15 protein-coding genes and 1 riboswitch are annotated in these 13,552 nt (G+C 44.3%); of the genes, 7 read left to right on the forward strand and 8 right to left on the reverse strand.

Annotated features, from left to right (window positions below; genetic code table 11):
- From miaB to HNR50_RS00980, 3 genes are read left to right on the forward strand one after another with little or no spacing between them, the layout of a single operon-like run.
- Positions 1-1,314, forward strand: a complete 1,314-nt coding sequence (gene miaB / locus HNR50_RS00970) for a tRNA (N6-isopentenyl adenosine(37)-C2)-methylthiotransferase MiaB (RefSeq protein ID WP_184742514.1) — start codon at positions 1-3, stop codon at positions 1,312-1,314.
- Complete coding sequence (locus tag HNR50_RS00975; RefSeq protein ID WP_184742516.1) at positions 1,299-1,574, forward strand: hypothetical protein; 276 nt, start codon at positions 1,299-1,301, stop codon at positions 1,572-1,574. Before miaB ends, HNR50_RS00975 begins: the two co-directional genes overlap by 16 nt.
- On the forward strand, positions 1,552-2,550 hold the full coding sequence (locus tag HNR50_RS00980; protein ID WP_184742518.1) for an SPOR domain-containing protein: 999 nt from the start codon (positions 1,552-1,554) through the stop codon (positions 2,548-2,550). The genes HNR50_RS00975 and HNR50_RS00980 overlap by 23 nt, the downstream gene beginning before the upstream one ends.
- Here the strand turns inward: HNR50_RS00980 and HNR50_RS00985 are convergent.
- A complete protein-coding gene (locus HNR50_RS00985) occupies positions 2,534-4,066 on the reverse strand; it encodes a pallilysin-related adhesin (protein ID WP_184742520.1) in 1,533 nt (510 codons plus the stop codon). The two genes, HNR50_RS00980 and HNR50_RS00985, sit on opposite strands and share 17 nt — an antisense overlap.
- An 8-nt stretch (positions 4,067-4,074) precedes the next feature.
- Positions 4,075-5,052: a DHH family phosphoesterase gene (locus tag HNR50_RS00990; protein ID WP_184742522.1), complete on the reverse strand. Its 978-nt coding sequence runs from the start codon at positions 5,050-5,052 to the stop codon at positions 4,075-4,077.
- 51 nt (positions 5,053-5,103) lie between these two features.
- Between HNR50_RS00990 and HNR50_RS00995 the strand changes: the two genes are divergently transcribed.
- Positions 5,104-5,652 (forward strand): nucleotidyltransferase family protein, encoded by a 549-nt coding sequence (locus HNR50_RS00995; protein WP_184742524.1) that lies wholly within the window; start codon positions 5,104-5,106, stop codon positions 5,650-5,652.
- A gap of 72 nt (positions 5,653-5,724) precedes the next feature.
- Complete coding sequence (gene purA / locus HNR50_RS01000) at positions 5,725-6,948, forward strand: adenylosuccinate synthase (protein WP_184742526.1); 1,224 nt, start codon at positions 5,725-5,727, stop codon at positions 6,946-6,948.
- 48 nt (positions 6,949-6,996) lie between these two features.
- Here purA and hydF read toward each other — a convergent pair whose 3' ends face one another.
- From hydF to HNR50_RS01030, 6 genes are all read right to left on the reverse strand, one after another.
- Positions 6,997-8,220: a [FeFe] hydrogenase H-cluster maturation GTPase HydF gene (gene hydF / locus HNR50_RS01005; RefSeq protein ID WP_184742528.1), complete on the reverse strand. Its 1,224-nt coding sequence runs from the start codon at positions 8,218-8,220 to the stop codon at positions 6,997-6,999.
- Positions 8,220-9,551, reverse strand: coding sequence for a lyase family protein (locus tag HNR50_RS01010; RefSeq protein WP_184742530.1), 1,332 nt, complete (start codon positions 9,549-9,551; stop codon positions 8,220-8,222). Before HNR50_RS01010 ends, hydF begins: the two co-directional genes overlap by 1 nt.
- Before the next feature lie 2 nt (positions 9,552-9,553).
- Positions 9,554-10,954: a [FeFe] hydrogenase H-cluster radical SAM maturase HydG gene (hydG, locus tag HNR50_RS01015; RefSeq protein ID WP_184742532.1), complete on the reverse strand. Its 1,401-nt coding sequence runs from the start codon at positions 10,952-10,954 to the stop codon at positions 9,554-9,556.
- A complete protein-coding gene (locus HNR50_RS01020; protein ID WP_184742534.1) occupies positions 10,929-11,204 on the reverse strand; it encodes a TM1266 family iron-only hydrogenase system putative regulator in 276 nt (91 codons plus the stop codon). The genes hydG and HNR50_RS01020 overlap by 26 nt, the downstream gene beginning before the upstream one ends.
- Positions 11,205-11,339: 135 nt before the next feature.
- Positions 11,340-11,744 carry a hypothetical protein gene (locus HNR50_RS01025; RefSeq protein WP_184742536.1) on the reverse strand — a complete coding sequence of 135 codons (405 nt, stop codon included), beginning with the start codon at positions 11,742-11,744 and terminating at the stop codon, positions 11,340-11,342.
- Between the two features lie 45 nt (positions 11,745-11,789).
- A complete protein-coding gene (locus tag HNR50_RS01030) occupies positions 11,790-12,311 on the reverse strand; it encodes a cyclic nucleotide-binding domain-containing protein (protein ID WP_184742538.1) in 522 nt (173 codons plus the stop codon).
- A 104-nt stretch (positions 12,312-12,415) separates the two neighbouring features.
- On the opposite strand from HNR50_RS01030, the gene HNR50_RS01035 reads away from it, so the two are divergent.
- Both HNR50_RS01035 and HNR50_RS01040 read left to right on the forward strand, forming a co-directional pair.
- Positions 12,416-12,610 carry a hypothetical protein gene (locus HNR50_RS01035; RefSeq protein WP_184742540.1) on the forward strand — a complete coding sequence of 65 codons (195 nt, stop codon included), beginning with the start codon at positions 12,416-12,418 and terminating at the stop codon, positions 12,608-12,610.
- 150 nt (positions 12,611-12,760) lie between these two features.
- Positions 12,761-12,805: riboswitch (PreQ1 riboswitch) on the forward strand.
- 2 nt (positions 12,806-12,807) lie between these two features.
- Entirely contained in the window at positions 12,808-13,536 is a 729-nt protein-coding gene (locus HNR50_RS01040) for a queuosine precursor transporter (RefSeq protein ID WP_184742542.1), read from the forward strand.
- Positions 13,537-13,552 lie beyond the last annotated feature (16 nt).

Genomic DNA, 13,552 nt, shown 5'->3' on the forward strand with positions numbered 1-13,552 from the left:
ATGTCTGAAAAGAAATACTGGCTGGAAAATTACGGATGCCAGATGAATAAAGCCGAAGCCGCCGCTCTGGAACTGGAGCTTCAGGCGGAAGGCTGGATAAAAGCTGAAAGCGAACACGAGGCCGATCTGGCTATAATCAATACCTGTACGGTGCGCCAGTCGGCGGAAAACAGGATCTGGGGCAGAATCGGACACTACAAGCATTTAAAAAAAGAACGGGATATGAAACTCGTTGTCATGGGGTGTATGGCGGAGAACCGTAAAGATGAGCTGACTAAAAAAGGTTCAGCTGTGGATATTGTCGCAGGGACGAAAGGTCAGAAGCTTCTGGTTAAGAAACTGTCCGGCGATTATACAGGACAGGAGGATTTTCTGGAGGAGAACAGATACTCCTTCCATCAGAGTCACGGATCCGTCGATTCAATCAATGCATTGGTTCCCATAATGCACGGCTGCAACAATTTCTGTACTTATTGCATCGTTCCCTACGTCAGAGGAAGGGAAGTCTCACGGGACGCCGAAGAGATCCTCGGGGAAGTGAAATCTCTTGTTGAAAAGGGTGTGAAGGATGTCACTTTTCTCGGACAGAATGTCAACACGTACATCGATAAAGAGGCTGATGTCAATTTCGCCGGACTCCTCCGTCGGACCGCCAGAGAAACCGGTGTTAAAAGGATCAGATTCCTCTCAGCTCATCCTAAAGATCTCACCGATGATATTATTGAAGTGATGGCATCGGAAGATGCTGTTTGTAAACACCTTCATCTGCCGGTTCAGCACGGTTCCTCCAAAGTCCTGATGGAAATGAACCGGCGTTATACTAAAGAAGATTATCTACTGCTTGTCGATAAGCTGAAAAAGGCCATGCCTGATATTTCATTGACGTCCGATATCATGGTGGGTTTTCCCGGGGAGACTCCCGGGGATCTCGAGGAATTGAAGGATCTGATGAGAAAGGTCAGGTTTTCTGAAGCTTTCACCTATTTTTATAACCCCCGGGAAGGAACTAAAGCTTTCGGTCGTGAGGATAGTCTCCCGGATGAAATCAAGAAAGCCCGGTTAGCTGAAATAATCGCTCTTCAGAGAGACATAACAGCCGGCGAGTTTGATAAAAGGATCGGTTCAACCGTAGAAGTTATTGCCGAGCATGTATCGAAAAAATCAGATGAAGAGATACTCGGTCGTACGGAGAGAAACGAGACAGTCCTGTTTAAAGGAACAAAGGACTTGATCGGAAAAATCCTGACTGTTAAAATTACATCGCTGAAAGGTCAGACCTTTTTCGGCGAGGAGGTCCCATGCCCTGGAGAATGATGCGTTTTCTATTCATAATGGCTCTTGTTATCCTTTTTATAGGTCTCAATGCTGGCTACAGTTCCGATATTAGGTTCTGGTTCGGAGAAAAAGCCAGCTTTCAGAACGTTCCAATTTATGTAAGTCTCTTCGGGGCATACCTTCTGGGAGCTCTTTCCGTCATTCCTTTTGCAGTAAACCGTTCAATCAGCCGATTAAAAAAGAAAAAGAAAAAACAAAAGGCGGAAAAAGAGTCAGTTGATAAAACAACGACTGCGTAAGTTACTATTATTTCTTCTCTTTCTCTCTGCTCATCCCCTGTTCTCCGATCCTCTGTATGATGCTTCTATACTGGAGAAAGAGGGTAAGACAGAGGAAGCCTTCAGAATTTATTCCCGGTGGTTAAAAGATAACACAGAGGATAGTCGCTTTTCCGATATTCTTTTCAAATCAGCCGCGCTGGCCGGAGATGCCGATGGGGCGATTTCTCTTTATCTTGGTTTTGCCTCTATATTGTCCGGTTCAGTTCTTCACGATTTGTATGAACAGGTAGGGATGTTGTATGAGTTGACCTTCCGCTACAGTTATGCGGCAGATTATTACAGAATGGCTGCCGGTTCGGTTAGCCCTTCTGATTCTGAAATGCTGCTTCGTGCCATGAAGCTCCTCTATCAAACGGGAGAAATTCCGACGGACAGAGATATCGATGCTCTCCTGATGAAGGATCTCAGTCCTGATATCTACGTAGACGCCCTTCTTTTCAAGGCAGAACTTCTTGTCTACAGAGACGAGTGGGAAAAAGCTGAAGAGATTCTGATTCAAAGCAGATACAGCAATTTATATCCGGCCATTCAGCTGGCTCTGTGGGATATTTATAGAAGAACAAATAACAACCAAGAAGCCCGGCGGGTTGTTGATTTTATGATAGAGACCTATCCCGATTCAGTGGAACTGGCAATTATGAAAGGCCGGATAAAAAAAATGACAAGGCTGTCTGATTTTTTTCTTTCCCTGGAGGATGTCACGACAGAGAACCCTGAACCGGCAACAGAACCGGATGTGTACATCCAGACAGGCGCTTTTTCCCGGGAAGATAATGCCCGCGAGCTGGCCTTGAGTCTAGAAACATCCGGTTTTGATGTTATTACGTCCAGGGACGGGACTGTCTATAAAGTATACGTTACGGGGGACAGCCCGGATTTGCTGCAGAAATTAAAAACCAAAGGCTTTGACGGATTTATTACGGATTCTCCGTAGTCTCCTGATCGACTTTTTCTATCTGCTCGAAATGGAGTTCAGAGCCGCTTTCCGGTGCTATTCCCCGCGCTCTTAATACGCCTTTTTTCAAGGTGATGGTTCTGATGATTCTCAAATCATCAGCGGATTCGCTATATTCCATTAAATAGGTCTTAATATCTCTTGTCAGTCCGTTTGAGCTGAGTTCTTTCATTTCAAGTATCTGTTGACCTTCCAGATCAAAAATTGTAAATATACCTCTTGTTTCCTTATCATCCTCTTTCAGGATATATTCGGGACTGTCGAAGAGGATCTCTGTATTGAGATTCGTTTTATAAAGGCCTTTTACCTTCATTTCAGATAGGAGCAGATTCTCACGGGAGTTGTCCGTAAGAGCCTTCTGGAGATTTTCAGTCAGCTGGCTGTAGGTTCCTCCCCAGCGCTGGTTTCCTCTTATTTTGACCTGTATAGTTTCAAAGCTGTCTATGCTGATGCTTATGGAAAAAGACATACTTGTTAAAAAGTTATTTCTCACACTGAAGAAAGATAAAATCTGGCGGTATTTTACCGGTTCGGTATTTTCATTCCAGGTAAAGCTTTCCTGGATATCTCCGGAATAAAAGGTGATTGTTTTTTCCTCGGGTATAATCTGAAATATCTCATTCATATTATGAGTGGCATTCCCGTTGAGGTCTTTCGTTTTGAACCATGGTCCCTTGAGGAAATCGAGATAATCTTCGCTGGTGCCCCTGTAAAAGTTCAACAGATTTTCATTGGAAAGAGATGATATGCGGACTTTTTCCGAGTTGGAAAGCTCATAGTATTTTTTTTCAGCATTCCATTTGAACCTCTCGACAATGAGATTCTTCTCGTCATCGGGATTCTTTTTCTGTACTTCAAGTCCGAAGCTTTCTCCAGTAAGGCCGTCAATTTTGTAATCGTTGCCTCTGTCCATTCTGATGATTTCAAAATCACCATCAACGGCCTGGTTAAATACTTTTTTAACAGTATAGGACTGGGAGTCCTTTTCGGGAAAAAGCTTGAAAACTTCCAGAATCTGCTGATCTTTCGTATCGATACCGGTGATGATTATCTCATTTAAATGATCTCCTGTAAGATCATCACATTCAATTGATGCTATGTTGAGATTGTAAGTCCCGATATCGCTGCGGTACAGTTCGTAATATTCGTCTTTTTTTTCATCAAAATCGGCTATGTATATCCGGAATACATTTTTATCCTCGTTAAGAGGGCTTGCCAGGATTATCTGCTCTTCAGTTTCATCCTCATCGAGATTGATATTGAGAATATCGTAGTCCCGGTACTCCCTATCTATCAGGATCTGTAGACTGTTGATTATGGAATCAGCCGGAACAATCGTGTTGTCACTATCCGGAATCTGCTCAGAATCATTTGCCAAACCGGGAATAATAGTCTGCGGGGTAATGTTTTCCTCATCGGATTGAGGCGAACCGCAGGAAATCAAAAGAGACATAAGTAAAGCCGCTGCTGCGGGAAATGTTCCGTTTTTTATCATGGATGATATTATGTAAAATAACTCCCGAGCATATCAAGCACCTTTGGCTTAATATCTTCAAATGGCTCGTAGCATTTAAAACCAGCCGCGGTTTTATGTCCGCCGCCATTGAAGCTGCGGGCCACTTCTGCGCAATTGACTTCCCCTTTCGATCTGATGGAGCATCGGAGGAGACCTGTCGTGTCTTCTTTGAAAAAAACAGAGGCCCGCACTTTCTGGCTCTGGAGGGGGAAGTTGACAATTTCCTGCGACTCTTCGTATTTAGCACCGGAGTCAAGAAGGGTTTTCCGGCTCATATATTGAACAGCCACTCTCTGGTCGTAATGAAGTTTCATATTCTGGTGTACCAGGGTCTGGAGAATAATCGACTCGATAGATTTGCTTTCTGCCAGAAGGGAGTAGATCTTACTGGGATCAACACCTATATTGACCAGATTTTCCGCTATATGGAATTCATAAGCATTAGTTTTGGGGTAGGCGAAAAAACCCGTGTCGTAGACAATACCCGTATAGATGGCAATGCCGATATCCAGAGTGATTTCCACTCCGAGCTTTTCAAGAATTGTATAAATGATTTCGCTTGAAGACCCGGCATCCGGGTTAAGGTATGTATAGGGCGCTGTCTCATCGCCGAAATTATGATGGTCGATGATCAGCGTCTGCACGGCTCTGGGAGGAATAATTTCTTTGATTGAACCGATATTGGACAGTTCCGTATCGACGATAATCAGCGTCCATTTGTCCAATTCTTCCGGCAGATCATCGGAAGACTGGTATTGGACAATCATATTCCATGAATCAAGAAAATCATATTTTCCCGGCGTCGCGTCGCTGTTAATTATTCTGACATTCTTTCCATATATCTGAAGGCCTCTGGCCAGGGCATATTCCGCGGCCAGAGCATCGCCGTCTGGAGATTCGTGGCATGTTACAATGTAATTATCATGTTTTATGATATAGTCAATTATAGCTTCAATTTTTGCCATATTATGAGTATAGGGCTAGTTATATTTTTATTCAAATAATAGATTTAATTTATGAGAAATGATTGCGTGATTCTCGCTGCGGGATTGTCGTCGAGAATGGGAAAATGGAAGCCGGAAGTTGAAGTCGGCGGAATTCCCATGATCAGGCGCTCTATTTCCAATGCCTCCATGACTTCCCGTCAGGTAATCGTTGTCGGCGGTTACAATTTCAGCTTGCTCTCCCGGCTGATCGGAGATCTGCCCCATGTCACATTAGTGGAAAATACCCGTTATGAAAAGGGAATGTTGACTTCTGTCAAAACGGCTTTGAATTACATCAGAACCGTCAGGTTCTTTATTGCCCTGGCCGACATGCCTTATATTCAGCCGGAAACTTTTTCTCTTATGGAGGACCGCTTCTTTGAAGATGCTCTTTTTCCCATTTACAAAGGCATGAGAGGACATCCCGTGCTGGTCAATTCGACAGTTTCTTCAATAATAGCCGATGCTCCTGAAACCCTGATGATGAAAGATATCCTGAAAAGTTGCCGCATCAGCGAAATCGAAGTGAATGATCCCGGAATCCTCAAAGATGTGGACAGGTTATCTGATATTGAATGAATTGTGTAAAAAAAGTAGAATAGGGTACGGCTGCCTTCGGGAGCCGTATTTTTGTTTCTGAGAAGGTATTGTATGAAGCTTGTAGTGATCGGAGCCCAGTGGGGCGACGAAGGAAAGGGGAAGATTGTCGATTATCTATCGGAGGAGTCTTCCATCGTGGTCCGGTTTTCCGGAGGTGCCAATGCAGGGCACACCATAGTCGTAGGCGAAAAAGTTTACAAACTTCATCTCATACCATCAGGTATTGTGAACCCGGACAAGACTGCAATTCTCGGTTCCGGAATGGTTATTGACCCCGAATCCATGTTTAAAGAACTGGAAGGGCTGGAAGCGGAAGGCCTTGACTGTAAAGGGAGAATCCTTGTCTCCGACAGGGCTCACATCGTTCTCCCCCGATACCGTGATATGGATGTGGAGATTGATAAAAGCAGAAAAAACCCCATAGGCACTACCGGCCGGGGCATCGGAGTCACCTATGCTTTAAAATCCTCCCGGGACGGATTCCGGGTGGGCGATATGTATGATGAAAATCGCTATGCCATGCTTGAAGAGGAAGACAGAAGATTCCTCGATCCCTTTAAAGAAAAAATGAGAGATATGGTTTGCAATATTTCACAGTATCTCTATGAAAATAAAGACAAGAATATCCTGTTTGAGGGTGCCCAGGGAGTTCTGCTCGATCTGGACAGCGGAACATACCCTTATGTTTCATCCGGCTATTCCAGCAGCGCCGGCGCGGCAATGGGAAGTGGTATCGGACCGCGACAGCTCGACAGGATATACGGCGTTTTCAAAGCTTATTCCACGAGAGTCGGCAACGGACCCTTTCCATCGGAGTACGACAGGGAAAGAGATGGAGATCTGGGCGATCAGATTTTGAAAATCGGACAGGAATTCGGAGTCACGACCGGACGGGCAAGAAGATGCGGTTATCTGGATCTTGTGGCACTGAAATATGCCTGCTGGTCAAACTCTATCGATTATCTGGTTATGACTAAAATCGATATTTTCGATTCATTCGACGAAATAAAAGTCTGTACCGGTTATGAGATCGATGGGGAAGTGACAGATGTGCTTCCTGCGAGAATTGATCTCATGGCTAAAGCCAAACCTGTCACCAGAACTTTCAAGGGCTGGAAGTCCGACCTGACGAAATGTTCATCATATGAGGAACTGCCTGGTGAAGTAAAAGACTATATAAGCTTCATTGAAGATTATGTTGAAACTCCCATAGGAACGGTTTCAGTCGGTCCTGACAGAAATCAGACATTTAACAGAGTTCAACCCTGGGGTTAACAGAAAATAAGGCAGGAACAACCCTCCGGATGATTCCTGCCTTTTTTTTCAGTCAAAGGCCTCTCGGTATTCTTCGTAGAGATCCCGGAATGGTTCCAGAGCCCGCGGAAGCAGTCCGTTAACCCAACCGAGAAAAAGACCGTAATTCGTAATGAAAACGCCTTTCCTGCGAATCCTTTCCAATCGGTCCATCATTTTCTCTCTGTTGATCATGCAACCTGCGCAATGGATGACCATATAATACTTTTCCAGATCCTCATCGGATGGTAGCGTTCTGGTAAAATCGAATTCCACATTGGAGTGAACAAGCTGGCGGAAAAGTCTGGGAATCCTGACAGTCCCTATGTCGTCTGCCTGTCTGTGATGAGAGCAGGATTCCATAACGAGAATACGGCCTCCCTCAGGTGTCTTTTTCAGGTTGATTATCCCTTTGATAAATTCTTCAAGATCCCCTTTTTTTCTAGCGAAAAGTATGGAAAAGGAAGTAAGCAGCTGATTTTCGGGGATATCGGCGGCAACTTTATGAAAAACCTGGCTGTCGGTAATCACCAGTTTTGGTTTCTGGATGAGATTATTATAAAAAGAGTACAGTTCTCTTTCCTTAACGACCAGGGAAGCGCAGTCTTTATCCAGAAGATCCCTTATGGTTTGAACCTGAGGCATAATGAGACGGCCTTTCGGGGCGGCAAGGTCAATGGGCGTTACAAGAACGGCCAGATCTCCTTCATCGACCAGACCTTCGAGAGGTGTCATTTCGGGTATCAGTTTTTCCTTCTGTTCTATCAGCAGGTTTCTCAACTGTTGGGCCCCTTCGCCCGTCAGATTGTTGACTTTGACTTTGGGAACAGGCGAAACCAGTTCGACTTTCTCAATATTTGCAGGACAGTCGCTGTGAGTCAGGACACAGACAAGGGGAGTTCGGCTGTTTTTGATTAGCAGCTCTTTCAGAATCTCTTTTTCTTCTATCGTAGGCGCCTTGTCCTGAGGTGTGACAAATATATTAATAGCCGATGCTGCGGATGATTCCAGAGTTTTCATAACCCGCATTTTTCCCAGCTCGCCTTCATCGTCGAGACCGGCTGTATCGGTTATGGCTACGGGACCGAGAGCCCCGAGCTCCATCTGTCTTGTAACGGGATCAGTTGTCGTTCCCGGAGTGGAGGAAATAATTGAAATGTCCTTCTCGAAAAGAGTATTCATCAATGAGGATTTTCCCGCGTTTCTTATGCCTATCAAGACGATTCGCGTCGATTCCGCAAGTGCTGTAGCCATTATATGTCCTTATTTTCCGTATTTTCAAAACTCATGTCCCTGTAGGTTGTCAGATTCTCAGTTCTGAACCAATTATCAAGGAACGCTTCTGTCAGATCAGAATTCTCAGAAAGGATTTTTTTAACATCCTCAAGGCTTTCGGGTTGTTTCATTCTGATCAGCTCTGACAGTTCCTTAGTCCTGCTATATCCGATGACATTCCGCAACGTGTTTATGATGGCGGGAGAAGCCGCGAGATTTAATTCAATTCTGCGTGTATCTATTGTTAAGCCGGGGAAAAAACGGCTGTTGAGCGATACAAGACTTTTTTTCACTGATTTGTGTATGGCAATAAATGCTTCGGCGATAAAGGGAAGATAAGCATTGAGCTGCAACTGACCGGCACCGGCATAATCTTCAATTTTGGCGCATTCGTGCTTAATGGAAACTGACAGGCCGCTGACAAACTCAAGAATAACCGGGTTCGCTTTATATGGCATGATAGTCGAACCGTACTGCAGTTCTTTATGAATCAGTTCTCCGCTCAGGGATGAGGTGTATAGCAACAGATCTCCAGTCATTTTTCCCAGATTCAGCGCCAGAAGACGAATGCCTGACGCAACCTCACCAAGAGTATCCTGATTGCTGACAGCATCGGTCAGGTTCTGACTGCGGCAAAGGGGAAGATCGGTGATTTGCCTCAGGTTCTGTTCGGCTTTGTAAACATATTTTCGCGGCGCACTGAAACAGGTTCCCATGGCGGTACCGCCCAGCGGGATTGACCGGAGCCGCTCCTTTAATTTATGAAGCCTCCAGCGGTCCCTTTCAATGGCTCCGGCCCAGGAGGCGAAGATCTGTCCCAAAGTGATAGGCAAAGCATCCTGGAGCTCTGTGCGCCCTGTCATCAGCACGGTTCCATATTTCTGTTCCAGATGAACTAGCGTCTCCTGCAAACTGATAACAAGTTCTTCAATTTCAAGCAGCTGTCTGTAAACCATTATAATCACAGCCGTGGAAAAAGTATCGTTGGTAGATTGAAACCTGGCCAGGTCATCAAGCGGATCCAGACCCGGTTCTTCTGTTAATACACAGACCGCTTCGTTGAGGTTCATATGGAGTGATGTTCCCGCTCCACCCTGACTGAGAGGTAGTTTGAAAAGCAAATTATGACTTCCGTCGATAATTTCATCGAGAACAGTCATTAATTTATTGAAAAGAGCGGCATCGTAAATATTGAAGCAAGTCTGCTGGGCGGAAATCGCGGCTTTCTTGACTTCCGCATAAGCTCTGATCAGCTCGGGGGGAGTCTGTTCTGTTCCGAAAGATTCTATAGCTTTTTCTGTTTCCTTCATTCTCAAAGGTAAATATCCCTCTCTCCGTTTTTCACTCTTTCGATTGAATCTGAAATTAATGTCCCTATTTCTCCGGAACCCGCATCCGCGGTAATTTTATCGATCAGGTTGAAACCTTTTTTCTTCAAATTTTCAGGAGCGTAATCACTCAGGTATTCGGCGAAGGATACAAGTCCGTTGGGCATACAGAAATGTTTAATCAACCCGGGCTTGGCCAGATCCATAAAGTCATTACCGACTCTTCCTTTTCTGTAGCACCCGGTACAAAAAGAAGGTATGAAACCTCCGTCAGTCAAATCGTTGATGACTTCTTCCAGGGAACGGTGATCTCCCAGAGAAAACTGCTTGTTTTCTTCTTCTCCCGTCAGGGAATAGCCTCCGGGAGTCGTTCTTGAGCCAGCTGAAACCTGGCTGACTCCATATTGAAACAATTCATTCCGGATGTCTTCCGATTCTCTTGTGGAGAGGATAATTCCCGTATAGGGCATGGCTATTCTGATAACAGCGACGATTTTTCTGAAATCGTCATCGGAAACCGGGAAAGGTACTTCCTCGGAAATCGCCGAACCCGGAGCGGGCTCCAGCCTGGGGACGCTGACCGTATGGGGGCCGCATCCGAACTTCTTTTCCAGATCCGCGGCATGTTCCATAAGCGCTATCACTTCAAAGCGATAGTCTGCCAGTCCGAAGAGAACACCGACTCCCACATCATCAAGGCCCGCTTCCATGGCTCTGTGCATAACATTAAGCCGGTATGAATAGTCGCTCTTTTTACCGGTCGGGTGATAGATTTTATAGAGTTCGGGGTCATAGGTTTCCTGAAAACAGGTATATGTACCGATATTGGCTTTTTTGAGAGTCTTAAAATCCTCAATATCCATAGGAGCTATTTCCACATTGACTCTTCTGATCCGCGATCCATTGACCTCGGCGCTGTAAACGGCTGCAATGGCATCCAATGTATAGGAAAGAGGGTAGTGTCCCGATTCTCCCGAAAGAAGCAGAACTCTTTTGTGCCCTTCTCTGATGAGTGATTCCGTATCCTGCCGGATCTGATCCATATTGAGTTTGATTCTGTGGATATCTTTATTGGCAGCTCTGAAGCCGCAGTACAGGCAGTTGTTGGTACAATGATTCCCCGCATACAGCGGAGCGAATAAAACCATTCTTTTGCCGTAAATTTCTTTCTTTACATATGATGCTGTACTGAGAAGATGATCGATGCTCTCTTTGTCATCTACGGCCAGAAGCTCCGCGGCTTCTTCAGTGGAAAGACCATTGAGAATTTTTCCTTTTTCCAGAATTTCTTCAATTCTGGTTTTCGAAGGTTTTGCAACCCGTGATAGATTCCGGATCCTGTCGTAATTGAGAAAGGTCTCAGTCTGTATTGCCGCTTTCATCATTCTCCCTGTATGTTGTCAGCATGGATTTGACTTTCAAGCCGGGCAATCTACCCAGTTTGCCGGTCAAAGCGCCGATCTGATCCGTTGTGCCTTCAACGATCAAAGAGATGATTTGGATATTTTTGTCAGTAAAAGGGAGCCCTTGTCTGGCTCTGATTATATCGTGATAATCAGAAAATATGGAATTCATTGTGCAAATGGAATCCCTGTTATCCGCCAGAATAGCCACTATTCCGATTCTCTTTTCCATCAGTTCTACCTCTGGATCAGTATTTTTGGATTTTCCTTAAAGAGAATGAATCCTCTTCTCAGAATATAAATAAAATAAATAAATATTTATTTATTGTCAATGCCAGCCGGCTGAATTCAGCCGGCAAAAAATAACTCAGCCGCGGTTTCTGGTAATAATCCAGAGACCGGAAAGCGCTACCAGCTGAGGCGAAAGACCTTTCAGCCAGATGAGAAAATCCGGTTCCCCGAAACCGCCCATGAAATAGTTCATGACAATATAGACGATCCAGAAAATGAAAATCACCAGAAGCGACAGGGATAGAATCCTGCTGGAAGTGCCTGTAAAGAGGGACGCGAGAAGGAGAACACCCGCAACAAGCTCAAGAACGGCGAAGAGAATGGGAATTATATCGTTACTCTGACCGAAAAGTTTGTTAACCGAACGTCCGAAATTCGCCAGATCGGAGTTATAATTGATGATTCCGACGAGACCGAAAGTGATAAACATCAGTGCCAGACTGAGCTGCAGAAATAACATAGAATTTGCTGATCTTTTCAAGATAAACCTCCGTAATTGACTATAAATGTAAACTTTCTATGCTTTTTAGTCCATGAAATTACGGATTATTGAGTCTATGTCATCCTGGTCCGCATCGGCTTTACGTTCGTAAGCCAGTTCGCGGTTGACTTCTCTCAGCTTTTTCAGAAGGCTGTAAATAATAAGCATCAGAATTTTGTTTCCCGCTCTCGGGTGATTTCTAATAAAATCTATCAATCCTTTCCGGCTGATTTCCAGAAGCAGCGTCTCTTCTGTACATGTGACGTTTGCTGTCCGTTTTACTTCGGTGAAAATACCGGCTTCGCCAAAGACCTCCCCTGAGCCGATCGTGGATATATAAGCTTCTGTCTCTTCTCTTTCCCGAACTGTTACTTTGACATTTCCGGAGATTATGGCGTATATAGCCTGATTGACTTCACCCTGTACAATGATTTTTTCATCAGTACCGTAGTATTGAAATGATGAAACTTTAATCAGTTCGTCCAGTTCTTCAGTCGTCAGAAAGCGAAAAGTCAGGATTTGCTCAATTTTTGATTTTAATTCGCTGTTAAGTGATATTTCTTTCATATTAATTATTTTAAGCTATCTGATGGTCTTTTAGGAGGAAATCTCGCAGTCCTATAGGAAATATCCCTATATACAGTCGTTCTCAAAAGGTTAATAATATAATTATGGACAATAAAAGGGAAATATTTCTTGAGAAACAGATCAACCTCTATTCCGAACTGATTAATGATCTGGAGAATTCCAATATCAACAGGAAACAGAGAAAAGATCTGAAAAATTTCCAGGACTTGTACCGTCAATATATTAGAGAATATAAATCACTAATAGGCGGACATAGAGATGTCCGTGTTAAAATTTGATTTTGACCGGTAATTTACAGTAGATTCAGCTCACCATATTCATTTCCTTCAGGATCATACTATCCTCATTTCAGTTAGATGAACCTCTAAAGCATTTCAGGGCTTGCCAATAAGATCTTTTTCCAATATAAAGGCTATTGCTGTCTAAAGACAGACGCAGTTCGTAACCATCCTGCGAAACAAAACTAGGAGTTTTTATGAGTAATTTAATGGTTTTTATGATCTTTGCGATACTGAATTTCGCATTGATCGCCCTGTCGTTCCGTTTCTGGGGCAAAAGGGGCATTCTGGCATACATTGTCATCAGTGTCATCGCCGCCAATCTTCAGGTCAACAAAGGAGTCATGTTCGATTTCGGCTTTTTTCAGCTTGAAGCAACCCTGGGTAATGTCATGTTTGCGGGGATCTTCCTGGCAACAGACCTTCTGAACGAAAAATACGGCTACAAAGAGGCCCGGAATGCCGTTCACATTTCAATCTTTGCCAATCTTTCCTTTGTGCTTATTATGTTTATTTCGACCATCTTCAAAGGTATGGCTTACAGTTCCGATTTCAATCAGGCACTGGATCTGTTTTTCTCAGTAAACGGGGGAACGCTCAAAGCCGTGCTGGTCGGTAACGCTGTCTACTTTCTCAGTCAGAGTCTGGATGTTTTTATTTATGCGAAAATCCGTAACTGGAACAGTTCAGTCAAAACCTTATGGTTGAGAAATAACGGGTCCACTTTTGTCTCGCAGCTGGTGGATACAGTTCTGGTGAATCTGGGATTCGCTTTAGCGGGGATATTCCCTATGGAGATTGTAGGTTCAATTATCATTACGACTCTTGTCGTAAAGTACATCGCAGCCTTACTGGACACACCTTTTCTCTACCTCATGAATCTGATCAAGGTGGGAGATCGGGAGCCGGAACCGCAATTAGCATAATCAAAGAGGGATAAAA

It is taken from the genome of Spirochaeta isovalerica, from assembly GCF_014207565.1.
GTDB classification, from domain to species: domain Bacteria; phylum Spirochaetota; class Spirochaetia; order DSM-2461; family DSM-2461; genus Spirochaeta_F; species Spirochaeta_F isovalerica.